The organism is Shouchella oshimensis (assembly GCF_004375095.1).
Classification (GTDB): domain Bacteria; phylum Bacillota; class Bacilli; order Bacillales; family Bacillaceae_D; genus Shouchella; species Shouchella oshimensis.
The window spans coordinates 905,540-932,324 of record NZ_SNUX01000003.1 but is presented as its reverse complement, the minus strand read 5'-3'; the positions used below and the strand labels follow the sequence as shown (position 1 = coordinate 932,324).

26 protein-coding genes are annotated in these 26,785 nt (G+C 39.4%); 18 read left to right on the top strand and 8 right to left on the bottom strand.

Annotated features, from left to right (window positions below; genetic code table 11):
• Positions 1 to 1,793, top strand: a 1,793-nt coding sequence (locus tag E2L03_RS15530) for a beta strand repeat-containing protein (RefSeq protein WP_276338675.1), incomplete at its 5' end; no start/stop codon positions are given.
• 155 nt (positions 1,794 to 1,948) lie between these two features.
• On the opposite strand, the gene E2L03_RS15525 is transcribed toward E2L03_RS15530, so the two are convergent.
• Complete coding sequence (locus E2L03_RS15525) at positions 1,949 to 2,728, bottom strand: 3-hydroxybutyrate dehydrogenase (protein WP_124742076.1); 780 nt, start codon at positions 2,726 to 2,728, stop codon at positions 1,949 to 1,951.
• A gap of 167 nt (positions 2,729 to 2,895) precedes the next feature.
• Here E2L03_RS15525 and E2L03_RS15520 point away from each other — a divergent pair, with 167 nt between their 5' ends.
• From E2L03_RS15520 to E2L03_RS15510, 4 genes are all read left to right on the top strand, one after another.
• The gene (locus E2L03_RS15520) at positions 2,896 to 4,557 is read left to right on the top strand and encodes a sigma-54 interaction domain-containing protein (protein WP_197196527.1); all 1,662 of its coding nucleotides are present in this window, start codon (positions 2,896 to 2,898) and stop codon (positions 4,555 to 4,557) included.
• Between the two features lie 43 nt (positions 4,558 to 4,600).
• The gene (locus E2L03_RS20545) at positions 4,601 to 4,738 is read left to right on the top strand and encodes a hypothetical protein (RefSeq protein WP_166740333.1); all 138 of its coding nucleotides are present in this window, start codon (positions 4,601 to 4,603) and stop codon (positions 4,736 to 4,738) included.
• A gap of 99 nt (positions 4,739 to 4,837) precedes the next feature.
• Positions 4,838 to 6,223, top strand: coding sequence for a GntP family permease (locus E2L03_RS15515; RefSeq protein ID WP_134259584.1), 1,386 nt, complete (start codon positions 4,838 to 4,840; stop codon positions 6,221 to 6,223).
• A gap of 188 nt (positions 6,224 to 6,411) precedes the next feature.
• A complete protein-coding gene (locus E2L03_RS15510) occupies positions 6,412 to 6,792 on the top strand; it encodes a hypothetical protein (protein ID WP_055735291.1) in 381 nt (126 codons plus the stop codon).
• A gap of 52 nt (positions 6,793 to 6,844) precedes the next feature.
• Here E2L03_RS15510 and E2L03_RS15505 read toward each other — a convergent pair whose 3' ends face one another.
• Together E2L03_RS15505 and E2L03_RS15500 are read right to left on the bottom strand one after the other, a co-directional pair.
• Positions 6,845 to 7,603, bottom strand: coding sequence for a class I SAM-dependent methyltransferase (locus E2L03_RS15505; protein ID WP_166740332.1), 759 nt, complete (start codon positions 7,601 to 7,603; stop codon positions 6,845 to 6,847).
• A 363-nt stretch (positions 7,604 to 7,966) separates the two neighbouring features.
• Positions 7,967 to 8,854: a methyl-accepting chemotaxis protein gene (locus tag E2L03_RS15500; protein ID WP_055735289.1), complete on the bottom strand. Its 888-nt coding sequence runs from the start codon at positions 8,852 to 8,854 to the stop codon at positions 7,967 to 7,969.
• Between the two features lie 209 nt (positions 8,855 to 9,063).
• Here E2L03_RS15500 and E2L03_RS15495 point away from each other — a divergent pair, with 209 nt between their 5' ends.
• The 6 genes from E2L03_RS15495 (at position 9,064) to E2L03_RS15470 (ending at position 16,988) form a co-directional block, all read left to right on the top strand.
• Positions 9,064 to 10,047: a LacI family DNA-binding transcriptional regulator gene (locus E2L03_RS15495; RefSeq protein WP_134259582.1), complete on the top strand. Its 984-nt coding sequence runs from the start codon at positions 9,064 to 9,066 to the stop codon at positions 10,045 to 10,047.
• A 197-nt stretch (positions 10,048 to 10,244) separates the two neighbouring features.
• Entirely contained in the window at positions 10,245 to 11,129 is an 885-nt protein-coding gene (locus E2L03_RS15490) for an ABC transporter permease (protein ID WP_084167626.1), read from the top strand.
• Positions 11,130 to 11,144: 15 nt separating this feature from the next.
• Complete coding sequence (locus tag E2L03_RS15485; protein ID WP_095150257.1) at positions 11,145 to 12,035, top strand: carbohydrate ABC transporter permease; 891 nt, start codon at positions 11,145 to 11,147, stop codon at positions 12,033 to 12,035.
• Positions 12,036 to 12,053: 18 nt separating this feature from the next.
• The gene (locus E2L03_RS15480; RefSeq protein ID WP_134259581.1) at positions 12,054 to 13,655 is read left to right on the top strand and encodes an extracellular solute-binding protein; all 1,602 of its coding nucleotides are present in this window, start codon (positions 12,054 to 12,056) and stop codon (positions 13,653 to 13,655) included.
• Positions 13,656 to 13,741: 86 nt separating this feature from the next.
• Positions 13,742 to 15,490, top strand: a complete 1,749-nt coding sequence (locus E2L03_RS15475; protein ID WP_241742184.1) for a glycoside hydrolase family 32 protein — start codon at positions 13,742 to 13,744, stop codon at positions 15,488 to 15,490.
• A 13-nt stretch (positions 15,491 to 15,503) separates the two neighbouring features.
• The gene (locus tag E2L03_RS15470) at positions 15,504 to 16,988 is read left to right on the top strand and encodes a glycoside hydrolase family 32 protein (protein WP_241742181.1); all 1,485 of its coding nucleotides are present in this window, start codon (positions 15,504 to 15,506) and stop codon (positions 16,986 to 16,988) included.
• A 32-nt stretch (positions 16,989 to 17,020) separates the two neighbouring features.
• Here E2L03_RS15470 and E2L03_RS15465 read toward each other — a convergent pair whose 3' ends face one another.
• Entirely contained in the window at positions 17,021 to 17,545 is a 525-nt protein-coding gene (locus E2L03_RS15465; protein ID WP_134259580.1) for a ClbS/DfsB family four-helix bundle protein, read from the bottom strand.
• Positions 17,546 to 18,335: 790 nt separating this feature from the next.
• Between E2L03_RS15465 and E2L03_RS20540 the strand changes: the two genes are divergently transcribed.
• Positions 18,336 to 18,488: a hypothetical protein gene (locus E2L03_RS20540; protein WP_166740330.1), complete on the top strand. Its 153-nt coding sequence runs from the start codon at positions 18,336 to 18,338 to the stop codon at positions 18,486 to 18,488.
• Between the two features lie 13 nt (positions 18,489 to 18,501).
• Here the strand turns inward: E2L03_RS20540 and E2L03_RS15460 are convergent, their stop codons facing one another.
• Positions 18,502 to 19,110: a Type 1 glutamine amidotransferase-like domain-containing protein gene (locus tag E2L03_RS15460; protein WP_095150254.1), complete on the bottom strand. Its 609-nt coding sequence runs from the start codon at positions 19,108 to 19,110 to the stop codon at positions 18,502 to 18,504.
• Positions 19,111 to 19,235: 125 nt separating this feature from the next.
• The gene (locus E2L03_RS15455) at positions 19,236 to 19,616 is read right to left on the bottom strand and encodes a hypothetical protein (protein ID WP_134259579.1); all 381 of its coding nucleotides are present in this window, start codon (positions 19,614 to 19,616) and stop codon (positions 19,236 to 19,238) included.
• A gap of 61 nt (positions 19,617 to 19,677) precedes the next feature.
• Here E2L03_RS15455 and E2L03_RS15450 point away from each other — a divergent pair, with 61 nt between their 5' ends.
• From E2L03_RS15450 to E2L03_RS20870, 3 genes are all read left to right on the top strand, one after another.
• Positions 19,678 to 20,310: a LysE family transporter gene (locus E2L03_RS15450; RefSeq protein ID WP_134259578.1), complete on the top strand. Its 633-nt coding sequence runs from the start codon at positions 19,678 to 19,680 to the stop codon at positions 20,308 to 20,310.
• Positions 20,311 to 21,020: 710 nt separating this feature from the next.
• Positions 21,021 to 21,203: a hypothetical protein gene (locus tag E2L03_RS15445; protein ID WP_134259577.1), complete on the top strand. Its 183-nt coding sequence runs from the start codon at positions 21,021 to 21,023 to the stop codon at positions 21,201 to 21,203.
• Positions 21,200 to 21,325 carry a hypothetical protein gene (locus E2L03_RS20870; RefSeq protein WP_269083156.1) on the top strand — a complete coding sequence of 42 codons (126 nt, stop codon included), beginning with the start codon at positions 21,200 to 21,202 and terminating at the stop codon, positions 21,323 to 21,325. Before E2L03_RS15445 ends, E2L03_RS20870 begins: the two co-directional genes overlap by 4 nt.
• Before the next feature lie 668 nt (positions 21,326 to 21,993).
• Here E2L03_RS20870 and E2L03_RS15440 read toward each other — a convergent pair.
• Together E2L03_RS15440 and E2L03_RS15435 are read right to left on the bottom strand one after the other, a co-directional pair.
• Entirely contained in the window at positions 21,994 to 22,224 is a 231-nt protein-coding gene (locus tag E2L03_RS15440) for a hypothetical protein (RefSeq protein ID WP_134259576.1), read from the bottom strand.
• 418 nt (positions 22,225 to 22,642) lie between these two features.
• Positions 22,643 to 22,882, bottom strand: a complete 240-nt coding sequence (locus E2L03_RS15435) for a helix-turn-helix domain-containing protein (RefSeq protein WP_038479835.1) — start codon at positions 22,880 to 22,882, stop codon at positions 22,643 to 22,645.
• Between the two features lie 280 nt (positions 22,883 to 23,162).
• On the opposite strand from E2L03_RS15435, the gene E2L03_RS15430 reads away from it, so the two are divergent.
• The 3 genes from E2L03_RS15430 (at position 23,163) to preA (ending at position 26,780) form a co-directional block, all read left to right on the top strand.
• Positions 23,163 to 23,861 (top strand): GOLPH3/VPS74 family protein, encoded by a 699-nt coding sequence (locus E2L03_RS15430; protein WP_134259575.1) that lies wholly within the window; start codon positions 23,163 to 23,165, stop codon positions 23,859 to 23,861.
• Positions 23,862 to 24,163: 302 nt separating this feature from the next.
• Positions 24,164 to 25,513: an NAD(P)-dependent oxidoreductase gene (locus E2L03_RS15425; RefSeq protein WP_134259574.1), complete on the top strand. Its 1,350-nt coding sequence runs from the start codon at positions 24,164 to 24,166 to the stop codon at positions 25,511 to 25,513.
• On the top strand, positions 25,506 to 26,780 hold the full coding sequence (preA, locus tag E2L03_RS15420; protein WP_055735275.1) for an NAD-dependent dihydropyrimidine dehydrogenase subunit PreA: 1,275 nt from the start codon (positions 25,506 to 25,508) through the stop codon (positions 26,778 to 26,780). The genes E2L03_RS15425 and preA overlap by 8 nt, the downstream gene beginning before the upstream one ends.
• Positions 26,781 to 26,785: the final 5 nt, after the last annotated feature.

The window sequence follows — 26,785 nt, the reverse complement described above, 5'->3', positions numbered from 1 at the left end:
CCGGGGTTACTGGTCCTACTGGGGCTACAGGAGTAACGGGAGTAACGGGAGTTACAGGAGCCACTGGTGTTACTGGTGCCACCGGGGCCACTGGGGTTACCGGGGTTACTGGTCCTACTGGTGTTACTGGAGCTACAGGTGCCACTGGAGCTACAGGTGTTACTGGTGCCACCGGGGCCACTGGAGTAACGGGTGTTACTGGAACTACTGGAACTACTGGAGCTACTGGCGTTACCGGAGTAACGGGTGTTACTGGCGCTACTGGAGTCACTGGTGCTACTGGAGTTACCGGAGTTACAGGGGCGACTGGCATTACTGGAGCTACTGGAGCTACAGGAGTAACAGGAGTTACTGGTCCTACTGGTGTTACTGGTGCTACTGGTGTCACCGGGGCCACTGGGGTTACTGGGGTTACGGGTGCCACTGGAATTACCGGAGTCACTGGAGTTACTGGCGCTACTGGAGTCACTGGGGCTACTGGGGTTACGGGTGCCACTGGAATTACCGGAGTCACTGGAGTTACTGGCGCTACTGGAGTCACTGGGGCTACTGGTGTTACCGGAGTCACTGGTGCCACCGGGGTTACAGGAGCTACTGGCATTACCGGAGCTACTGGTGCCACTGGTGTCACAGGGGCCACTGGGGTAACAGGTGCCACTGGTATTACCGGAGTTACAGGTGCTACTGGGGTTACGGGTGCCACTGGAATTACCGGAGTCACTGGAGTTACTGGCGCTACTGGAGTCACTGGGGCTACTGGTGTTACCGGAGTCACTGGTGCCACCGGGGTTACAGGAGCTACTGGAGTCACCGGAGCTACTGGTCCTACTGGAGTTACCGGAGCCACTGGAGTCACTGGGGTTACAGGTCCTACAGGAGCTACTGGAGCTACTGGAGTTACTGGTGCCACAGGAGTTACAGGAGTTACTGGAGATACCGGGGCGACTGGAGTCACTGGGGCGACTGGAGTCACTGGTGCTACTGGAGTCACTGGGGCTACTGGAGTTACTGGTCCTACTGGAGCTACGGGAGTTACTGGGGCTACTGGAGCTACGGGAGTTACTGGGGCTACTGGCGTTACCGGAGTCACTGGTGTTACTGGAGCTACTGGAGTCACTGGTGCTACAGGAGTAACGGGAGTTACTGGGGCTACTGGCGTTACCGGAGTCACTGGTGCTACTGGCGTTACCGGAGTCACAGGTGTTACTGGCGCTGCTGGAGTCACTGGTGCTACAGGAGTAACGGGAGTTACTGGGGCTACTGGCGTTACCGGGGCTACAGGTCCTACTGGTGCTACCGGACCAAATGTTTCATCATTCGGTTTTTCTGCTGTGAAAACCTCGGCAACGATTAGTGCTTCTAGTCAACTGAATGCATGGTCCACAGATAGCCCTTTTTATACTGGAACTGGATTCGATCCGGCAACTGGAAATTATACAGTTCCTGCTACTGGTAGGTATTCCATTAAATCGATTATTAATTATCGAACAACGGCTGCTTTAGCTGCTCAGATAGGAACAGGGGTTAATCCGGCTTTTACTATTCAAAGAATCACACCAAATCCGACAACGATTACTACAGGACTTATTCCAATACTTGACGTAAACATTCTACTGTTATTGACACTCCGAGTTATATTGGGAAGTGGTGAAGTCACCCTTGTTACAGATGTTCAACTCAATGCAGGTGATGTTTTAGGCGTGTTTTATGTTTCAAGTGGGTTGACTATCAATTTAAATATTGGTGCATTTGTACCTGCTGGAACCATTTGGTCGATACATCGTATTACGTAAAACACGTCAGTTCTGTAGTAATCAAAAATTAAAACCCGCAGTTTTTACGTAGCCCGTAATAAACTGTGGGTTTTCTATGATTATTAAAACTAAAAAGCACTCGCTTTAGAAAATAACGCTTATACAGAAAATGGTATCTACTTGCTGACACTGTTTTATTGAACTGTGTAACCGCCATCAATAACCAATGTTTGGCCAGTTATCCCTTTCGCTGCTTCAGAGGAGAGATAAATCGCCATACTTGCGACTTCCTCGACTGTGATCAGCCGCTTCTGGGGAACAAGTGGATAAATAATGTCTTCTAATACGCTCTTTTCATCAACTTTGCGGGTATAGGCAAGATCTTTTAATTGGTCACGCACAAGAGGTGTATCAATGTATCCTGGAGCAATACAGTTAACAGTAATGTTGTATTCTGCAGATTCGAGGGCGGCTACTTTAGACAACCCAATAATACCGTGTTTAGCACTATTGTAGGCAGCTTTTCCGGCAAAGCCAATTATCCCATTAATAGAAGACATATTAATGATTCTTCCGTAACCTTGGTTTTTCATAATAGGCATGGCATGCTTTATAGCCATAAATGGTCCTACTAGCATAATGGAAAGGAGAAGCTGATACCGTTCTGTACTATAGTGTTCAAGAGGAGCAATGTGCTGCATGCCAGCATTGTTAACCAGTACATCTAAACGTCCACATTGATTTAAAGTGAATTCAATCATTTGCTTAATATCATCTTCTTTTGTCACATCGACAACAATAGGGTGAGCTATGTAACCTTTAGCAATTAATTGAGAAGCTGCTTGCTTGACGCGTTGTTTGTCTCGATCAGCTAACACGACTTTTGATCCATTTGACGCAAAACTTTCAGCGAGTTGGAAGCCAATACCACTAGCTGCACCTGTAATTAACACAACTTGTTCACTATTCTTCATGTTTTTTCCCTCCTAATAAGCGATTCATATACTACGTTTTTTTGAAAATGGGATGACCTTCTTTAAATTCCATGCAATTTTTATGCCAATGTAATAGTTAACCGCTTAATTGTTAGCTGTATGATATACTTTTTGAGACACGTAACTAAGGAGAAGGGAAGAGAGAGATGGATCGTCAACCGTTAGCCACTTTACTAGAATGCAGTAGCGATCATGAATGGGCAGCTTTGCTTGTAGTACGTAATGACATATCGTTAATCGCTTCTAATACTGTTGCTGAAAAATTATTAGTATGGAATGGCTTCAGAGAAAATAACCACTCTTCTTTTGAAAAAGAATGGATTCCCCTTTTATGCGCAACTATTGAACGATTGGGCAAAAATATAAACGTTCAAAAAGAAACAATGTTTATAAACGGAAAAGAAGGAATACTCTACAGTTTAAACGTCACAAAGAATGTAACCGCTTTAAATGAAGATACTCAAGAGCGCAAACTTCTTAATATGATTGAACATACATACGATGGGTTAGTAATGGTAGATAAAGATGGGTATGTACAGGTATTTTCAAAAGCATATGCCGATTTTATTGAGATCAATCAAGCTTCATCAATCGGAAAGCATGTAACAGAGGTCATCCCGAACACCCGCATGCACATAGTGGCAAAGTCAGGGGTAGAAGAGACCGCTCAACTACAAAAGGTGGGGAACAATTATATTATCGTGACTCGAACACCGATCTATCGGGACAAAAAGCTTGTTGGGGCAGTTGGAAAATTATTATTTAAGAACATTGGCCAATTTACGGCGCTTTTTCGTCGTTTAAACGCATTAGAGAAAGAAGTACGTAAATACAAAGGCGAATTCCAAGATCGAAACAAAGCATCTTATTCTTTTCAGCACTTGATTGGAGAAAGTAAAGCATTCATTGAGGTAATCGATGAAGCGAAGAAGGCTGCAAAAGGACAGGCTACCATTCTTTTACTAGGAGAAAGTGGAACAGGAAAAGAGCTTTTTGCTCACTCTATCCATCAGGCAAGTCCGAGATCTATGGGGGTCTTTGTAAAAGTAAATTGTGCTGCTATTCCGAACGATTTACTCGAAGCTGAGTTATTTGGGTATGAAGAAGGCTCATTTACAGGAGCGAAAAAAGGGGGAAAGCCAGGAAAGTTTGAAATGGCAGATGGTGGGACTATTTTTCTCGATGAAATTGGAGAGCTTCCCCTACATATGCAAGTAAAACTTCTTCGTGTACTTCAAGAAAGGGAAGTGGAACGTGTTGGTGGGTTAGTGACAAAATCAGTTGATGTAAGGATCATAGCCGCCACAAATCAATCACTTCAAACACTTGTAGAAAAAGGGAAATTTCGCCTTGATTTGTATTATCGTCTCAACGTAATTGAACTCAAAATACCTGCACTGCGTGATAGAAAGGCAGATATTGAACAACTTATTCACTTTCTACTAGCAAAATACGAAACAATAGTAGGTATAACGAGTAAAGGAATTGATTCTCAAACAATTACATTATTGAAAAAGTACCATTTTCCTGGAAACATTCGTGAATTAGAAAACATTGTGGAACGTGCGTTAACTTTGATGAACCCTGGGGATTGGCTTACACCAGCCTACCTACCAAAAGAATTAAAAAGAGAACAGGAACATGATGAGGACATTCAACCTTTAGCTATTCAGTTAGAAAAGGCGGAGAAAGAAGCGATTGAGCATAGCTTAATAAAAGCAAAAGGCAATAAGTCTGAAGCAGCTAACCAACTCTGCATTGGGCGAACAACTCTCTATGAAAAGCTTGCTAAACATCAATTATCGTAAGTTTTGAAACCGCTTTTCTCAAAGGAGAAGAACGGTTTTTTTAGTGTTCAACCGTTGTTTAGCTAATCGAACACTAATTGAATTGTACGGCCCGATCTGTTCGATTAATGGAACAGACCGTGAGAATGGATGCGGATTTACAAGCGCATTTGCTTATAATGTGGATTTAAAACAAGGGTGAATAGAAAAAAGTGTTGGCATGATTATTGCAAGAGCATGAGAAAGAGCTTATTTAATTTTGATAACGCTTTCATATCAATCAAAGAAAGGAGCTAGTTTCATGTTTATTGATATTGTCGCCATTTTACTTTCACTTGGTCTCCTCATTTTTTTAGCCTATAGAGGGTATCCTGTCATTATAATTGCGCCGCTTGTTACAATTTTAGCGGTTGTGTTATCGGGAGGGGCGTTATTACCGAGCTACACAGAAACATATATGACCAATGCGGCAAACTATATTAAAACCTTTTTTCCGATTTTCTTATTAGGAGCGGTTTTCGGTAAAATTATGGATATGACAGGGGCGGCAGCTTCAATTGCACACTCTATTGTTCGATCTTTCGGTCAAAAGCGAGCGATTCTCGCAGTTGTCTTTGCATGCGCAGCATTGACATATGGAGGGGTCTCACTATTTGTTGTAGCTTTTGCCGTATATCCCTTTGCGGCTGCAATCTTTAAAGAAGCAGGTATACCAAAACGTTTAATACCTGCTTCCATTGCTTTAGGAGCATTTACGTTTACAATGGACTCTATGCCTGGAACGCCACAAATCCAAAATATTATTCCGACAAGCTATTTTGGTACAGATGCTTATGCGGCACCTCTCGTTGGCTTAACGTGCACTTTACTGATTTTAAGTGTAGGTATGTGGTGGTTAGAACGTCAACGTAAAAAAGCCCTTTTACAAGGGGAGGGCTATGGAAGTCATCATAAAAATGAACCAGAGCCAATTGATGAAAAAACACTACCTTCATTTTGGTTATCAATCATACCGCTCTTACTCGTCATTCTGTTTAACTTTATTTTTAGTCGAACTCCTTTATCTGTACGTAATTGGTATGATCCTACGATTTTAGAGAATACATATGGTATTGGTGACGTTGGAACGGTCGTTTCCAACTGGTCATTAATCATTGCACTTACGATAGGCATATTAGCTGCCATGCTTATCAATTTGAAAAAAATACGTTTGACTTTAGCGCAAGGGCTAACAACCGCAGCGACTGGCGCGTTGCTAGCAATCTTTAATACAGCATCAGAGGTTGGATTTGGGAATGTTGTAAGTAAGCTTCCTGGATTTAGTGCCATTTCAGAATGGGTCTTTCAAGCAAGCGACAATCCCATCCTATCAGAAACCATTGCGGTTAACGTACTTGCCGGTATTACAGGCTCAGCTTCTGGAGGATTATCCATTGCACTTGAGTTAATGGGTTCTTACTATTTGCAAGTAGCAGATACAATGGGGATAAGCCCAGAGTTATTGCACCGATTTGCATCTATGGCTTCAGGTAGTATGGATACATTGCCGCATAACGGAGCAGTTATTACATTGCTCGCCATTACAGGACTAACGCACCGGCAATCGTATAAAGATATTTTCGTACTTACCATTTTTAAAACGGCTATTGTCTTTTTATTAGCGATCATTGTGTCTCTCTTTATTTAACAGCTGGTGAATACGACCGGTTCGATTCAAATACTTCATTTCATAGTAAACCTATTCGCTAGTAACGATCGTTTTAAAACCGTGTAAAAACGTTTACAAACGCTACAAGTCGGGTAGTGGGGGATAGGAAGAGAATGGCTAGCAGTGTTTATTTGCATTAGAGGCGTTCATTAGTCATTGAGTTTGGAGTGATCATTATTGAACGAAGAGTACGATTACTAAACAATATTCCTTTTTATCTCAATGAAGATCATACTGGTAAGGTTTTTGAAGATGACGTCATTACGTACGTATGCAATAATAATGTAACGCTATTCATGGAGTATTATGTAGGAGCCACCTTTATGAATCGCTATAGACATAATGAGACGTATGCATTGGTCACATTATTAGAGCATTCCGTTCTAGTATATGAACTAATACAACTAACAGACCATCCGACTGCTGACGAAAAAGTATTGAAAGATCAATTGTTTCATGCTGTAAAATTAATTTATAAAATCGCGGAAACAAGACCAAGTGCTCCAGTTAAGTATTTGGAGAAGTTGATTATTTCAGACTATTATTGATCCATTTTTTACAGAGTGGTTTGTTAGAGCATACATATTAGCGTTTTAAAGGTTAATTGAGTTTCTGTGCAACGAAACGTAAACGCCAATAATCTGCTACCCAGCCGTTCTCTTCATACAATTGAGAGCGCAAAAGTCGTTCACATTCATGAAAAAGTGTCTTTTTTTCTTCACTAGTAAGATGCTTAAACAAGCTGTTACTAAACATATTTAGCCAGTTATACATGCCTTCTTCTCCTACTAACGGTGTAGGCCGAAAAAAATGGGTTATCTTTAATATATGAAAACCAACTTCCGTGAGATGTGCAGTCATTTCTTCTTTTGTAGGAAATACCCAAGGAAGTAGAGATCTTTCGTAAGGGATCGAAAGTGTTTTCGAAGCCTCTTCTAAAGCTAAGAGAATTGATTCAACGTTATTAGCACCACCAAGTTCAGCGATGAAACGTCCTTTTGGAAGTAAAGCATTGTAACTATTTTGCACCACTTGTCGCTGGTTCTTCATCCAATGAATCGCTGCATTTGAAAACACAGCATGAAATTGTGCCACAAATCGATCTTCCTCACCATCTTGTAAATGAAAGCGAATATGAGGGTACTTACCCCTTGCGGCTTCTATCATTGTTGGAGAGGAATCAATACCTGTCACAAGCGCACCAGCTTTTGAGATCTCGTTTGCTAAATCACCTGTTCCACAACCAATGTCCAATATGTTTTCTTCTTTTTGAGGATTGAGAATAGTTATTAAATCCTCACCGTATTGGCTTACGTACTTGTGTTTATCATCGTAAAGAGTGGAATTCCATTTAGTCATTTTTTTCATCTCCTACACATGGTTTAATAAAGTCTACCATAGAAATCATCACTAGAAGAAGAGTAGATGGTTCCTTACAAATAAAAGAGGCTGGGACAAAAGTAGATAGACAGACCAAAATGATGAACATTCCTGAAAATAGGAACGTTCGTCGTTTGTTTTATATGAACATTAGCGGAAGGAGAATCCGAAGACTCCTGGGGGATCAGCACGTGTCTGAAGACTCTGGAGTGGCGGTTTTCCACGGAGGAGGCTGAGGCCGTGTCCCCGGAAAGCGAAGGATTCTCCTGCAGCGGTGCTACTCAGCATATTTTGACTATTCGTCTTTTCAAATACTACTTTTCGTTATGTCCCAGCCTCTTCCTATATTACTTTCATTAATTCTTTTGTCCCACGATTAATGTCTTCAATTTCAACTAAGAGACTCCGATAGTCAGAAAGAGAATGTTCTAATTGCGTTTGATTTTTCGTCGAACGCTCTATAATGCCCATTGTTCCTTTCGAAATACTTTTTATTTCTTTTGTTGTGTTGAATAGATTCGTGCGAATGTCTTGAATGGAATGATCAATTTGCTTTGATAATTTACGAATTTCATCTGCAATAACGGTAAAACCTCTACCGTATTCTTTAGCATGGGCTGCTTCAATGGCCGCATTAAAAGAGAGTACATTCGTCTGTACCGCAAATTCTTCGATCATAGAAGAAATTTTGTTAATCACGTTTGCTTTTTCTTCTAATGCCTGCAATGTCTTCCCCATATTTGTTAACAGAGCGACTGTTTCTTGCATATCGTCTAGAATAAGCTCATTGCTTGCAATCATTCTCTCAGCATTATCGTTCATAGTTTCTGTATTTTTTCCTAGACTTTCGGCAAATCGTTCGATGCCTTGTTGACGATTTGTGATGTCTGTTGCAAATTTCATCACGCTTTGAACCTCTCCATTTTCAATAATTGGCATGTAGGTTGCTTCTAACCATAGACCTTCGCCATTCGCATGACGTCTTAAAATTTTATCTTGAAAGCTTTGTCCGTTTAATAGACTTTCCCAAAAATCATTGTATGCTGGGCTTTGTACAAAGTCTGTAAAACAGAATTCGCGATGTGCTTTTCCCTCCATCGTATTCGCTTTATAACCCATCGTATCGGCAAACAATTGGTTTGCATACAACACTTTTCGATTGGTATCAAACTGAATGATGGCTAGGTTATTTAAAAGGGTAGTCATTAACGTGTCGTTGGTATGATTCATTAGCGAACATTATCTCCTCAGAAGTCTCTATTTTAAGTCTTATATACCCCGTCTAAAGTATTAAAAACCAATATTTTTATAGCATGGTAAACCAAATCAAAAAGCTTGTCGCTTTTCTCTCTTATAAATCTGAATTAATTGTTGGACTAACCCTTTCTTTTGTTTACAATGTTAGTAGAAAAGTAAAAAGGGTTTAAGAGGAGAACAACATGAAACCAAAAATAAGTGATGTAGCGCATGCGGCGGGAGTGTCACCAACAACTGTTTCTCGTGTATTAAACAATCGCGGCTATATTAGTGAAGATACAAAGAAAAAAGTGTATAAAGCGATGGATGCTTTAAATTATATACCAAATGACCTCGCTCGTTCCCTTTATAACAAACGTTCTAACATTATAGGAGTAATTGTACCAACAACTAGCAATCCTTTTTATGGTGAGCTAGCTGCAAAAATTGAGCATCACTGTGCGGAAAAAGGATTAAAGGTCTTGCTATGTAACAGCTTATTTAACGTGGAAAAAGAACGAAACTATTGGGAGATGCTCCGACGCAACCAAGTAGATGGTGTTATTGTCTGCACCTATAATCGCGGTTTAATTGATTATGATGACCACCATTTACCCATTGTCGCGTTTGATCATTATTTATCAAAACGCATCCCTGTTGTCAGTTCTACTAATTATGAAGGTGGCGTACTTGCAACGAACCATTTAGTACAAACCGGTTGTCAAAAGATTGTCCACATAAATGGTCCAATAGATCTTGAAACACCAGCGAACCTTCGTAGAAAAGCATATGAAGATGTGATGAAGAAACAAGGCTTGCCTGTACTTACATATGAAATTAAACCAATCTTAAAGCAAGAAGCGACAGCAAAAGCAGTTGCTCACATTTTCGATGAACAGCAAGACATGGATGGTGTATTTGCAAGCGACGACAGTATTGCTTTAGCGGTTATTCGCGAAGCAAGAGAAAGAGGCGTCCTTGTTCCAGATAATTTGAAAGTAATTGGTTACGATGGAAGTGAATTTGTAAGAGAAATTGCTCCAGAATTAACAACCATTCAGCAGCCGATAAACCAAATGGCAGAGACAGCGGTTAACCACTTGCTACATCAAATTGAAGGCACTACCCCAATACCAAATCAAGAACTTGTACATCATGTTTTATTACGAAAAGGAACAAGTGCATAATAAATAGGAAAGCTGCTTCACGTGGTTTTCTTTTTTTATTTTATATGAAACCGGTTGACATATGAAACCGGTTGACATAAAATCGATTTATGAAAACGCTTTTATAAATATCGAAAGGTGGTAGTGAGGTGGCAACGTATGAAAAGCAGCATCGTATCGTTTCTATTAAGAGCACAAAACCACAGTTACATAAGCGAATGCTCCGGAATTGGCAACTTTATTTACTGCTGACACCGACGCTGTTCTACTTCTTAGTATTTAAGTATTATCCAATGTACGGGTTGCAAATCGCGTTTAAAGATTATTTACCAAGCTTAGGGATTTGGGGAAGCGAGTGGGTAGGTTGGGATCACTTTGTACGATTCTTTCAATCTTATCAATTTTGGGAAATCATAGAAAACACTCTTCTGTTGAGTGTGTATGAATTAGCAGTTGGCTTCCCACTGCCAATCATTCTTGCTCTGATGTTAAACATGCTCATTAGCACAAAGTACCGACGCTTTATTCAGACAATTGTCTATGCCCCTCATTTTATCTCTGTTGTCGTTTTAGTTGGTATCCTCTTTGTTTTTTTGTCACCTTCGAGTGGGTTAATGAATCACCTTATTGTTCTTTTTGGTGGAGAACCTATTAATTTTATGGCTAGTCCAGAATGGTTTAAAACGCTTTATGTTCTATCAGGGGTGTGGCAAGGAACTGGATTTGCAGCCATTATTTATCTCGCTGCATTAGCAGGGGTTGACCCGTCGTTGCATGAAGCAGCAGTCATGGATGGCGCAAGCAAGTTTAAGCGTGTGCTCCACATTGATATACCCGCAATTATGCCTGTATCGATTATCATGCTCATTCTGGCTCTTGGAAATCTCATGAATCTTGGCTTTGAAAAAGCATTATTGATGCAAACGCCTTTAAATAAAGAATCCTCAAATATTATTGCCACCTATGTCTATGAAGTCGGTATTCAGCAAGCACAATATAGCTTTGGTACAGCAGTCGGTTTGTTTAATTCTGTCATTAATTTAATTTTACTTGTTACCGTAAATCAAATTGCCCGTAAGGTATCAGAAAATAGCCTATGGTAGAGAGGAGCTGAAAGGATGAATTCACTAAATCGAACAAAGGGAGACAAAGCATTTGATGCGGTCAATGTGACGCTATTAACAATTGGCTGCTTACTTGTTTTGTATCCGCTCTATTTTATCTTGATTGCTTCTATTAGCGACCCAAACCGAATTTTTGCTGGAGACGTACTGTTTTTGCCTAAGGGTATTACATTCGATGGCTATGAGCGTATTTTTAGTGATCCAGGTATTTGGAATGGGTTTAAGAATACATTCCTCTACTCATCACTTGGAACCACTATTAGTGTGACGCTAACAATAACGGCTGGTTACGCCCTTTCTCGGACAGATTTAGTTGGACGTAACGTTATAATGATTTTTCTACTTATTACGCTTTTTTTCCATGGAGGCATGATTCCAACATACTTAGTTGTCCGTGACCTTGGAATGGTTAACACCATTTGGGCGATGGTTATTCCAAATGCAGTGGGACTATGGAATGTTATTATTTGCAGAACGTTTTTCCAAACCTCTATTCCTAAAGACATGTTAGAAGCGGCACAAATTGATGGATGCAATGATTTGAAATTTTTTTCAAAAATTGTAGTTCCCCTTTCAAAACCTATAATTGCCGTAATGGTGCTCTTCCACGTTGTGACGCACTGGAACTCATTTTTTGATGCGCTAATTTATTTAAACAATGACTCACTCTATCCACTGCAATTAATTTTACGTAACTTGCTTATTCAAAGTGAAGTCTCTAGTCAAATGATTGGCGATATTGAGTCTAATCAGGCGCAGTTAGCTGTAGCAGAACAAATTAAATACGGTGTTATTATCGTGTCATCCATTCCACTTTTACTTTTATATCCATTTTTACAAAAGTATTTTGTGAAAGGTGTCATGATTGGTTCGATAAAGGGTTGATAAAAGGGGGATAAGAAGATGAAAAACAGGATTAGCTTCACATGTGTAGCAACACTTGCGTTAGTAGCTTGTAATGGTAGTGAAACGACAGGAGACGAGAATAAGAATGCAGAGCGTGTGGATTTTCACGAAGAGGGGTTGCCGCTAGTAGACGATGGAGTAGATGTTTCCTTAACCTTTGTTTCACCAAAATCTACACTCGCACCAGACTTTGATGAGATGAGGATCTTTCAACGATTAGAAGAAGAGACGAATGTGACGATTAACTGGAATAACATTCCGGGTGATGGCTATGTGGAACGAAAGAATTTAATGCTTGCCAGCAATGATTTGCCAGATGCCTTCTACAACGCTGGTTTTAGTGATTATCTCGTTCGATACGGTAGGGACGGGGCCATCATTCCGTTAGAAGGACTCATTGAAGAGTATGCACCAAACTTGCAATCGATTTTAGATGCTCGCCCTGAATTACTTGCTGTTTTAACTGCTCCAGACGGTCATATTTACTCATTGCCAAGGGTAGAAGAAATGGGTCTTGTTCCATTCGCTAATTTTACCGTGATTAATCAAGCGTGGTTAGATAAAGTTGGCCTCGACCAACCTGATACGTTGGATGAATTAAAAGAAGCTTTACGGGCTTTTCGAGAACAAGACGTGAACGGCAGCGGTTCGACTGATGAAGTGTTAAGCTTAACACCAAATGATGGCTTTCAAGGCTACTTAGGCGACTTTTTTGCAGCTTTCGGTCTTCCTGATAATCCGAATAAGCTTGTTGTCAAAGACCAGGAGGTCATATTTACTGCTATTCGAGAAGAGTACAAGGAAGCCATCGTTTATTTTCATGAATGGTTTAAAGAAGGTCTCATCGATCAGGAAGTCTTCACTCAAGATACTGGCCAATTTCTCGCTAAGGGAAAACAAGATCCAAATCCACTTGGCGCTTTCTTATTCTGGGAAATTGAATCCGTTGTGGGTCTTGATCGTGCAGATGATTACACTCTACTCGGCCCGCTAGAAGGACCTAATGGACATCGGATGTATGGGCGATCGAACCATCAAGAGCATCATCGAAGTGCCTTTGTTATGACATCTGCAAATGAAAATCCAGAACTAACGATGCGCTGGGTTGATCAACTTTATGATCCAACGTTGTCCGCCCAAATTAATTGGGGTCCAATTGGTGACATTTATGAAGAAGATGAAAACGGTATGCTTGTAAACGTGGATTTGCCAGAAGGAACAACGATGGGGGAATACCGAGAGCGGGTAGCACCAATGGGTCCATCTGTCGTTTTGGAAGAACACTTTGGCACCATAGTTGATATGGAACCACGAGCCAAGCAACGTTTAAAAGATATTGAGACTTATTATAGTGAGTACATTTGGGAAGAAAATTATCCAAATGTATTTATGACGGAGGAAGAATTAGATCGACTAAATTACATTGAGACCGATTTGATGGACTTAGTGAATCGGAATTATGCCCGCTGGCTAATGGAGGGTGGCATTGAAGAGGAGTGGGATGCGTATGTAAATCAACTTAACGACATGGGACTTGAAGAAGTAATGTCTATTCGACAAGAGGCATTCAATCGATTCCATCGTCAAGTTCCTGATTGAGAGGGGAATCTATGCGTCTACTAACACTTATCATTTCCCTCGTTTTTCTCGCTAGCTGTAAAGTGAATGGAGAGGAGGTGGATACAATGATTCATCCATTAAGTGATGACAAAACATATTATACAGAGCCTTACCGTCCACAGTTCCATTTCTCGTCTCCAACTGGAAATTTAGCTGACCCCAACGGACTCGTTTATTATGAAGGAGAATATCATTTGTTCCATCAAAAGAATGGGACGTGGGCACATGCAATAAGTAGCGATTTACTTCATTGGAACCATATGCCAATTGCATTAGAGCACGATGAACTTGGTCAAGCGCTTTCTGGAAGTGTCGTTGTTGATGAAGAAGATTCTTCTGGCTTGTTTGAAGGAAAAGCCGGACTTGTTGCTCTATATACGAATACAGAGGGCGGAGAAGCTCAGTCTATTGCGTACAGTCAAGATAATGGTCGAACGTGGGAGCGCTATGGTGAAAATCCGGTCATTCAAAACCCAGGTATAAAAGATTTTCGAGACCCGAAAGTGTTCTGGCACAACGAAACGTCACAATGGGTGATGGTCGTGTCTACAGATAAGTCCGTTACGTTTTATCAATCACAAAATTTAATTGATTGGACGTACGCCAGTCGCTTTGGTGATGGTGAAGGCTCCCATGTAGCTGTTTGGGAGTGCCCGGATCTTTTTCGCTTACCTGTAGATGGAAATACCGAAAATGAGAAATGGGTACTTCATGTGAGTGTCGGTGATAACGAAGAAACAAATGGTTCAACAGCTCAGTATTTTATTGGTGAATTTGATGGCACTACATTTACAAACGATCATGATCCAGAAGAGGTGCTGATTACAGACTATGGCCAAGATTTTTATGCGGCACAAACATTTTCAAATACAGAGAACGATAAAGTGATTTGGCTTGGATGGATGGCAAATTGGCGCTATCCGTATCAATCACCTACTGATCCTTGGATGGGTGCCATGTCCATTCCAAGAGAATTAAGTTTAGTTACAAATGATCAAGGGGAGGTTCGCCTTTTTCAACAGCCGATTCATTGGCTAGATGATCTATCAGCTAAACAGGAGCCGCTTCAAACATTCCATGTGAGTGGGGAGAAAGCTTTACCATTAAAGGTCTCAGGTACAACCTATCGGTATGAAGCAACCGTTAGATGGGATGAATTGACTGAATTTGGCGTGCGACTAAGACATGGAGATGGAATGGAGTCACTTATCGGTTTTGATGCAGCGTACGATAAACTATTTCTTGATCGAACAAATGCTGGATTAGAAACGATTGTTGATCGTCATGGTGAGCCGTTTCCATTTGGTAGACGTTATGAAACGGATTATAGAGCGAGCAGAGGAGAATTGAAACTCACCGCATTAGTTGATGAATCCTCTATTGAGTTATTCATAAATGATGGTGAACTTGTTTTTACATCTCTTATCTACACAGATCCTACGAATGATGGGATTGAGTGGTATGCTGATGGGGGTACCATCCATGTATCTGATTCTACTTTTACGTATTTTCATAATGTCTGGAGACAACCGGTAGAAGAAGGAGCATTTGAGCGACTTGTGACCAACGTGAATCAAGCTCGTTTGAAAGTAGGAGAGTATTTGCCCCTCTCTGCTGCTCACAAGCCTGATTACGAAGAGGCTAGCGGTGAAACCTTAAGCTGGAAAAGCTTAGATAGTAACATCGTCGACATTCGTAATGAAACCGATGAAGGGGTAGTCATTAAAGCTCTAAACGAAGGCGTTACAGAGATTGTTGTAACAAACGAATCACAAGGACTAGAAAAAACAATCCGACTTTTTATTACCAAATAGGAGGACCTGTCATTTGAAGCATGTTAAAGAATTAAAAAGCCACGCTGACCGCGTAAAAGAAGCAACAGAGTTTGTTCATACAAGAGATTTATCACAAGCAACCTATCGACTGGGATACCATCTTATGGCACCATCAGGTTGGATGAATGACCCAAACGGACTTATTTATTATAACAATCAATACCATGCGTTTTATCAGCATCACCCTTATGACCCGACGCATGGTCCGATGCATTGGGGTCATGCTATAAGTGATGACTTAGTTCACTGGAACCATTTACCAATTGCCCTTGCTCCAGGAGATAGGTGCGACCAAAGTGGTTGTTTCTCCGGTAGTGCAGTTGATGACAACGGTGTTCTTACCTTACTATATACTGGCCACAATGTGATAAACAGAGAAAGAGATACATTTTATCAAAATCAAAATGTAGCTCGTAGTATTGACGGGATTCATTTTGAAAAAAGCAGCCAAAACCCTGTTATTCCAAGTCAACCTGATGGTATGCAACACCATTTTCGAGACCCAAAAGTATGGAAAGAAAACGGAAGCTGGAAGATGGTTGTCGGTTCAATAGAAGATGAGCGTGGTCAAGTGTTACTCTATCAATCTGATCAATTAGAAACCTGGTCGTATGAAGGAGTATTAGCGAAGCATAACGGTGGAAATGAAGGCTATATGTGGGAATGTCCAGATTTCTTCCCACTAGGTGATGAGCATGTTCTATTGCTTTCACCACAAGGAATTCAAACAGAAGGAGACCGATATCAGAACCACCATCAAACTGGATATTTCGTTGGTCATTACAAAAAAAATCAATTTGAAAGAGGACCATTTAAAGAACTTGATTACGGACACGATTTTTATGCTGTGCAAACGTTTCTAGATGGGAAAAACAGAAGAATAGCGATAGGCTGGATGGACATGTGGGAATCACCTATGCCAAGTCAAAAGGAAGGCTGGGCTGGGGCATTTACACTTCCGAGGGAGTTACTGTTAAAAAATGGGCATCTTTATATGAAGCCAGTAGATGAATTAGTGGCATTACGAGAGACAGAAATCAAACTTCCGTCTAGAAACATTGCCAACTCTTGGTCACTTCCTCTACAAGGGCAGAAAATCGAACTAGTACTTGCCATTAACCTTTCGCAAACCAATGCAAAAAGGTTTGGATTGAAGCTTGCCCAAGCAGAGGACGGAAGTGAAGAAACAGTCCTTTTCTTTAATGCTGAGACAAAGACTGTGACTCTTGATCGTTCACGAGCTGGGGAAGGTGTTACAGGAAAAAGAACAGCACCGATTTCGTGGAATGACCAGCTGCACATCCAACTCTTTTTAGACCGTTCTTCTATTGAAGTTTTTCTCAATGATGGAGAGACCGTCCTTACTAGTCGGATCTATCCGAGAGAGACAAGTAGAGGGGCTGAATTATTTACACTTAATGGTGACGTCCAGCTTGAAGATAGTGTAGGCTATGTATTAAAAACTGTCATCGCGTAAGTAAAGTAGCAAAGCGGCATTTTGCTGCTTTGCTACTTTACTTTTTCCATTCTTATGTTTTTTTCGATCTTCAAGGCAATGATGTCACATGTTTTCAATGCCCAACGATAATGTTGGAACATATTTGCAGCAAAGTAGGTATAGAGATCACTCGATTTTGTCCATTTAAAGTGCTTTTTTGTTGTTAACTCTTCATTGGTATGACAGTCAATTAAACGTATAACTCTTGCATGACTTAGCTTGAGTTTTTTTAATGCGTGATGTAGAGTGACGTCTTGATAGTTTGTCCATATTTGCTGATTGAGTAGAGCAAGATCACGCCACTTATAGCCAGGTGCTGGCATAGCAGGTAAATCCCCATCCATTCCTTCTCGATACCACCGCTCTAGCATGGCTTGCCATTCATACACATGCATCAGCACATCACGAAAATTTTTATCCCGTTGGTCTGCTTCTATGGATAAAGACCTTTTTCTTGTCGGTATCGAGTTTATTCGATTAAGTAGAGCTGCTAACGACGTTTCACATTCTTCCAGTAACATTTCTTTTTTATTCATTCGTCTAAACACCTCCACCTTAACTTGCAAGCAGTCGTTTAACTATTCTAAAAAAACAAAAGGTAAGAAGTCATGATCACTAAGAATTATCGATTTCGACTAACCGCGTGATAGACTTGAACCGTTTTTTTCGTAAGATTAGAAAAGAATTCTTGGAAAAGCTTATTCGAAATGACTCTTATGAATCGAAAGAAAATCACGATGCACGCAATCATCAGTAAAAGAGAAAAACCTAATTGTATACCTTCCATAATCCATCACCTTGACCCTTCGCATGAAGTCCCATCTCGTTGCATGGTTATTTGAAAACTATTCGTATAGTGAACCGTACTGCTACTATGTAAATGATATCAAAGAATCGGCTGTAAAAAAAGACCAGAAAAAGAGCAGAATTAACTCGATATGATAGTCTAAGCCTTTTTAACGTTCAACTAAGATGACAGTTGCAACCAATGAAAATAATTGATACTCAACCAGCAGAAGACTTTAAATAAACAACGTCCAAACGACCCTTTCACTTGAATAAAATCGGTATTCCTCATATGATTTACTTAGCCTGCGAAAGGAGGCGAGTATGGGACAGACAAACAAAGAGAGTTTATTTCTTCTGATTAAAGATTTTGAGAAGAAACTCAACAGACCTTTAAAGAGGGCAGAGATTACGTTACTTAAATCAATGCTAAGTAAAAAAACGAAATCTCAAAACTAGCGTATAGCCACTTCGCTATCTCTTATCTGTTCCATACTACATATATAAAAGCTGAATACAGGCGACTCAGTAACGCAATAAATGAAGTTGCTATTTCCCGAATATTATTTGAATAAAAAGAGTTTCATCTTAACAAGTGATACAACACCTCATTCAGATGAAAAGCCAAACGGAATAGGGAAGTTTGGTATGATTGGGGATCATACGAATACAGGAACGTTTCATGATCGATGAAATAGAGGCATGATCACTTAACGACTATATTGCCATTACGAATGAAAAGAGCTTGATGATTTGAGATGGGTAAAAGGTCTAATTTTGAATGATAGTGCTCAATCATTTTTTCTATTGCTTCATTAAAATAAGGGTGTCCAAAGTGAGGAATAGGGTATTGCTGAATCTGATTAAGCCCTGTGAAATTAGCAAGGGTAGGGGCCTTGGACTTATTGTCCATAAACGCCACATATTCAATATTTGGAGACATAATAATTGATCCAGCTGATTCACCAATATATAGTTTTCCTTTTTTCATCTGTTCAATAATCAATTTGTCTGAACCAGTCTTAAGCAATTCCTGCAGTAAATAAAAGGTATTGCCTCCAGATACATATATATAATCATTTTTAGATAGTTTCTTTTTAATTTCTGTAGCTGGGGCATGAGATATATCAAGAATATCTACCGTTATACCTAGCTGTTTAAATGCTACTTTTGCAGAATCTACATAATGTGTAATCAATTCAGGAGCGCTCGCAGTTGGAATAAATGTTACGACCTTTCCACTGGGATCTTCTTTAATAAATTCACGAAATAGATGGACCACATCTGCAAATGATGAGGCTAAGAACATGTTCATTGCAATCAAACTCCTAAAGTTATTTATGGGAACGTACGATCTTATTATAAGAAAAAATAACTGTCGAATCAACTGCCGCGTTAAAAACATACTTACACCCATAAAGAATAAGTAAATTTGAATGATTAGGGTGTTTTTTTGTAGTACCCATTCGAAATATAAATATAGATTAAGCCAATTGGAGCAATAACAATTGCAAACATATACAATATAATCATTTTAAACATTTTCCAAGGTATCACAAACAGTAAAGGTAATAGTAATTGGTTGCCTGATAGGAGCAAATCAATAAGGTCATCCCAGACTACTGTGGCAAATGGAAACAGAAAAAAGTTTAGTAAGAAGAATAGAAAAACAATAAAATGAAAGTCCCCAGTAAGCATTAATATAAGAATGATCTTTAGCTTAGAGCCAAAAAACCTAAGAACGTTCGCAATGAGGTTGAATAGTGCAGGAAACAAACCCTTTATTTTCTTTAAGTAATTAAAATTGAGAATTTCTTTCATAAAAAAGTCGTACAACCTTCTTTCTACGAATAGGCTAAAAATGTGGATGAAGGGAGGATGTATGATCTTTTTTGGACATGTACTACTCGGGATATCTCTCGCTGCTCCAATTGGCCCAGTTAATGCAGCTCAACTTGAAAAAGGCCTTAAACATGGTTTTTTACACTCTTGGTTAGTTGGTTTAGGTGCCATGTTAGCAGATGCGTTGTATATGCTCGCTGTATACATTGGTTTATCTCAATTATTAATGTATGAAGGTGTAAAAGTATTTCTTTGGTTGTTTGGCTGTTTTGTTCTTCTCTATACAGGAATTGAGACTATAGTCGAAACAGCAAAGTCTAAAAATCAGCTTACGTATACAAGGAAAAAGCCTTCATTGTTCCAATCTTTTGGTACCGGCTTTCTTATCTCTATTTCAAATCCATTGACCATATTATTTTGGTTAGGAATATACGGTTCAGTACTAGCGAAAACATTAACTTTATACGAGTCATCTCAAATATGGCTATTAAGTAGCGCCATCTTTATAGGGATCACTCTATGGGATTTGTTTATTGCAATAGTATCAAGCACAGCCAAATCCTTTGTAAGCGAAAAGACTAAACAGATCATCTCAATTCTATCAGCCATTAGCTTAATAAGTTTTGGATTGTACTTTGGTTATCTAGGGTTAACTTTATTACTTGGCTCGTAGAAATGTTTGATGTTAAAACTGGGCAGTGGAGGAACTATTAGAAGAAAGGATAGAGGCGGTAAGATGTTGCTTGAACATGAGAAAGGGCCGATGCCATAGTATACAAAGCACGACCCTTTCCCAAACAAACGTCATTTGGCGAAACACAAAGCCATTTCACCATACTACCTTATTGTGCATGAAAGTGAATAAGTTAGGCTTAAGAAGCTCTTATCCACTTGAACAATCCCGTTATTGTTTAAACATTCATCGCTTGCTGCTGCAATTTCCATACTATTAAAATAGATTCTAGCTATTAATAATACTGTCAGACAAACAATGAGTGTAGCTACAATAAGTCCTAGCACAAGATGGTTTTTATGAGACAAAAAAATCTCTCTCCTTTAAGTACATACTATAGTTAAACAACAGTTTAATGAAACTCTAGTAAAGAAAGGGCACGATTTCAAGGCATATACTAAAAAATAGGTTAAAAGGTGCATGATGCGCGTGCTTCTGCATAATTTATGGTCACATTTACTTCACCGTATTAAAGCTCCAAAGCAAAAGTGAGGTGGATTAAATGGCCAATTATGTTTAAGAAAACAAGATAAGTAATTTAAGAAAATTGCATCTTTCTATATTTCCTAATTAGATTGTTACAAGTCGGGAAAGGCTTGTAGAGGGTATGTCACCTTTCCAACATCGCAAACATATTAGATAATCAAAATATGGTGGATGAATCTATTAACGAACTGATCGAGGAAGGTTTATTGTTTGAAGTGTGTGAACTTGCAGAAGAACTAATTGAAATATATGAGAAAAAAGGCGATAATGAAAATGTAATTAAGTACTATAAAATTCCATATAGCGCGAAATTAAAACCCGAAATGATTGGAGATGGTCAAGAATGAAGAAGTATTTGGTTGCCTTATTTACAATTGCTTTTTTAACAATAATACCAATCTCAACGGAAAATGCAGATTTAGTTGACAATTCAACCCTTGAAACAAAAAGTAAGACAGATTACGGATAAAAACAATTATTTCATATTTTAAAGCAACCTATTGTAAAAAGAAGACCATAAACACGAGGTCTTCTTTTTACAATTCATCTGACCTTAACTATACTGGGTGTTATAGTCATTTTTGGAGGCGTTGCACTAATGAAGATTTATGATGCAAAAGAATTTCAAACTTTGCTAATTAGCGTATTTATTCTTGCCTTTATATATGATAGTGGTTTTCCATATTTCATATATAACTTCTAATGTGATAAGTGGAAATGAGTATCATATTATTACATCGACATCATATTTACTTATAGTCGCAATTGTATGCTATGTATTAAAGGCATATGGTTTCCATAGACTTTAATTATGTTTCATTAAATTTCATCTTTTGTCTCAAAACTTTAAGTAATCTTAGGTTTTGAGACATTTTCATGCTTTATTACTTAAGTTCCTGTAATGTATATTATGTAAACTTATAAATAAATGCAAGTGAAAAAGAGGATAAATATTCACCCTCTTCTTCTCTCATATACGTATTACTGTGTTAAGTGGAATAAGAATGCAAAAGCAGATACAAAAACGGCAATAATGCAATATTAAGCCAAAGTGCGTTTATGTTTCAAAATCTTCTCTTTTATTCATCTCAATTCTTCTTAGAATAAATGTCGATAGATAGTGTATCAATTTGCTTGCTATTTTAAGAAGAAGTCATTTTTGTCATTTTCATCAATTTCGATCTCTATAGACTTAACATTTTGCCATGTCGTTTCTAAAAAGGTATCTTCACTGTCAATGACTTCAATTCTAGCATTATCTTCAATTTTGGCTACCATTGTATACAAGAAGGCAATTACATCAGCTCTACTACCTTTTGGAGTAACCATTTCATTGGTACCATTATCAAATGTTAATTTAACTCTCATAGAATCCCTCTCATCTTTATGTATCTGTATTAACTCTTTATTATTCTGTACTTGAATTTAAGTTTCTTTACTCTTATTGCTGAATATGGTAACGGAAAGGTTAAATTTACTTTATTTAGCGAGTTTACTACCACTTAAAATATAACATCTTCCATTTAACTTTTGTTTAAATTTGTAAATTGATTTAACCATCCAATACGGTGATAGCTTTTCGTTCGACAAGCTTGCTAAGAAATTTAGAATCTATATGAATAGATTAAAAAAGCCTCTAAACATAAGCCTAGACTTAGTTTTGAGGCAAAAATAGAGAAATGAGTAAGCGTAATTTGTTTACTTTTTGTATCAATTGTTGCGTTAACATTTTATTTGGTAAATCATATGTGTCTGGTATTACTGCTAACAAAGAAATAGGCAATTATTAGCCTTTCCTGTCTTTCGGCAAAAGGTCTCGAACAAGCATTTCCATTGTTAAAGTATCAATTATCATCATATAATCATCGACATGTGCTCTATCCATCCCTCTTTCTAGCTTTCTGATTAGGGTCTGATTTAATCCAGTTCTTTTTGCTAACTCAACTCTACTAATACCTAACATTTTTCTCATCTCAACCATCTTCTCAACCATCTGGTCAAGATTCTCATCACTCATCTTTTTCATTCCAGAGCCCCTTTTTTCAAATAAATCATTTATAGTTATGTAATGATTGAATATTCATGATTTTTTTGTAACACTGTGTTAAAATTGTTCATTCCATTATAATTTATTTTATCTATAACGAAAACCCTAAAATAGAAAAATTCTCTCTTTTGGCAGCTAATATGCGTTGCTTTCGTTACATGTGTCGGCATCTTATTTTTTTACAGAGTAGGCTTTTTTCAAAAAAATGTGAAACGTATTTACATGTTTGGTCGTAAGAAAAGTAGGAGGATTGATACGTATGCATTTACTTGCTGAACAACTGTTTGTGTTATCCCTTGACCCCCATAAAAAGAAACCGTACGCGCGCTCAGCCGCTTCGCTTTCTTATGGCCTAGCTGCAGCGATCCTTACCGATCTGCTTGTCGATTCCCTTATTGAAGTCCGTCATAAAAAAATTGTTCCATTGTCTAAGAAAGCAGCAGATCCTCTATTAGAGGAGACCCTTATGTTAATGAACAACTCAAAGCCAAAAACGCCTGAATACTGGGTTACAGCATTGCCATCAAAACTAGATAACATCCAGCATACAATTGCTCGGAAGCTTGAAAACAGTACTATTTTGACTGTGAACAAAAAGTATATTTTAGGACTATTTCCATCATTCACTTATGAGTGCAAACAAGAGAATTTAATCCCTATCGTTCGTGAACGATTCGTAACCATTTTGGAAAAAGCAAATCAACAAGAACCTTTAAACAAAAATGAAGAGCGACACTTAATGTTACTATCTCTTCTTCAATCAAGTAAGCTAGTAGACATTGTATTCACAGATCGTAATGAAGCAAAAAAGATTGAAAAGCAAGTTAAACATTTGAACAAAAACCTTCCATTATCAAAATCCGTTAAGATGGCAACAGAGTTTATTGATACATCCATAACAATGGCGATTGCAACAGCAGTCGTTACCTCAACAACCTCCTCTTCATCAGACGCGTAGAGAGAAGACATTCATCTCTTATACGCGTTTTTTACTAGCTTTCCTTCCCTATTTATGTTAAAAATGAATATATTCACCTCTTTGTCTGGGTATACGTCACCCTATCCCCCATGATGTTTTTTCTCTTCCAATTCTTCTCTGAAAGGAGGCTTGTCTTCCAACTCATTTTTTACGTTTTGTAACATATAATCTAACACTGTTGTTGAATTTTGAATTTTTCGGCTTTATTGTAAGTGGATAAACTTAGTCAGCAACGGCTTTATGCAGCATTTCGTTACGATCTCAAAAAAGGAGGCGTTTCCATGCATTTGTTAGACAAGTTACAGGTGAATTTTGAAGAAGTGGAACCCCCACTCTCTAGCCAAGAAGCAATAGACGAGGCCACTCGTTGTTTGTATTGCTACGATGCTCCTTGCATTACCGCTTGTCCCACAGGTATTGACATTCCCGGCTTCATTAAAAAAATTACGACTGCCAATTTAATTGGCTCTGCTCGAACCATAATGGAAGCTAATCCTGTAGGAGCTAGCTGCGCCAGAGTCTGTCCTACTGAGGAACTGTGTGAAGGTGCTTGCGTGTTGAACCATTCTTCTAAAGCGATTTCAATTGGCAAATTACAGCGATTTGCAACGGACTGGGCTATTCATAATAAGAAAATCCTTTTTAAAGCAGGCAAAAAAACGAATCAACGTGTAGCCATCGTTGGCAGTGGACCGGCTGGTTTATCTGCTGCACGAGAGCTTGCTCGTCTCGGCTACCACGTCACCATTTTTGAAAAAGACTCCGAAGGTGGTGGTTTAGACACATATGGCATTGTATCGTTTCGATTACCAAAGAAAATCTCTTATTGGGAGGTCGAACAAGTTAAGTCTCTCGGTGTTACGATACAAACAAATACGTGTGTCGGCGAAGACATTACTCTTGATGAATTAAAAAGCTCATATGATGCAGTTATTCTCGCGATCGGAATGGGAAGCGTCCCTTCTCTAGGCATTCCGGGAGAACAAGCACAAGAGGTTTATGATGCCATTGATTTTGTGAAAGCAACGAAAACCGATGAGCTCGCTACTCATTTTTCTGGAAGGAAAGGTGTAGTCATTGGAGCTGGGAATACGGCTATTGATGGTGCAACATGTGCGGTTCGTTTAGGAGCTTCTAATGTAAAAATCCTTTACCGTCGTACCGAAGACGAAATGACAGCTTATGATTTTGAATATACCTTTGCCAAGCAGGATGGCGTTGAATTTCGCTGGCTTCACTCCCCTACTCGCATTCTTCTTGATGAGAATGGATCTGTAACTGGAGTGGAATGTATGCAAATGACCCTTGGAGAAGTAGATCAAGATGGACGGCGTCGGCCGATTCCAAGTGGTCATACTATCGTCATCGCCACAGATTTTGTCGTTCGAGCAATTGGGCAATCTCGTTACAGTTGGCTTGATCAGGCTAACATTCACACAAAGAATGGGATAATTACGATTGATGAGCAATTTAAAACAACTACTGAAGGTGTATATGCATGTGGTGACGTGATCTTCGGTGATGGACAAGGTGAAGCAATGGTCGTCTCTGCAGCTGAGCAAGGAAAACAAACGGCTTATTCCATTCATCAAAACCTAGCAGACATACGTAAGGAGGCACATTATGGCTGATCTTTATAGCAACCTTGCTGGTATCTCCTCCCCTAATCCCTTTTGGCTTGCAAGCGCACCTCCAACAAATTCAGGCTATCAAGTTCAGCGTGCCTTTGAAGCAGGTTGGGGTGGTGCCGTGTGGAAAACGTTAGGAGAACCAATAATCAACTCCACCTCTCGATTTGCCGCTGTTCACTTCAATGGTCAGCGTGTAGCAGGTTTTAATAACATTGAATTAATTTCTGATCGTCCTCTTGAGACTAATTTGCGTGAAATCGAGGAGACGAAAAAACGGTTTCCTGATCATGCGATAGTTGCTTCTCTAATGGTCGAACCAAAGCAAGACAAATGGCATGAAATTGTTAAAAAAGTGGAAGCTGTTGGTGTAGATGGCTTAGAGCTAAATTTTGGGTGCCCTCACGGTATGGCTGAACGTGGCATGGGCGCAGCATCTGGTCAGGTACCAGAGCTAGTGCAGAAACAAACAGAATGGGTAAAAGAAGTGGCTCAGACCCCTGTGATTGTTAAACTAACACCAAATATTACAGATATCACTGTAACAGCAGAATCTGCTGTGCAAGGTGGAGCGGATGCGATTAGTTTAATTAATACAATTAACAGCTTGGCCGGCGTCGACATTCACTCGTGGCAGACGGTGCCGAATGTCGATGGACTAGGAACTCACGGTGGCTATTGTGGGCCTGCCGTCAAGCCTATTGCGCTTCATATGTTAGGTGACTGTGCTAGGAATCCACAGGTGACGGTGCCGATTTCTGGAATTGGTGGCATAGCGAATTGGCAAAACGCTGTTGAATTTTTGTTAATGGGTGCGACTAATGTACAAGTTTGTACAGCGGCCATGCATCATGGATTTCGGATTGTAGAAGACATGATTGACGGTCTCTCCACATACCTAGATGACAAGGGTCTTTCCTCTGTTCGCGATTTAACCGGTAAATCGGTACAGCGCTACTCTGACTGGGGCAATGTGAATCTTAACCATCAAGTGGTCGCGTCTATTCATACAGATGTATGTATTAACTGTAATAAGTGCCATATTTCATGTGAAGACACGGCTCATCAATGTATTGAACGATTTGTTGACGAAAAAGGAGCGCCCTATTTAAAAGTAAATGAAGATGAATGTGTTGGCTGTAATTTATGTTCCATTGTTTGCCCAGTGGATGGCGCAATTGATATGGTCGTGAAAGAAAATGGCCTACCTCCTATGTCGTGGAATGATCGTCAAAGCAGCATGGCGTCAATGAAATCCCCTCAATCTTAAGGAGT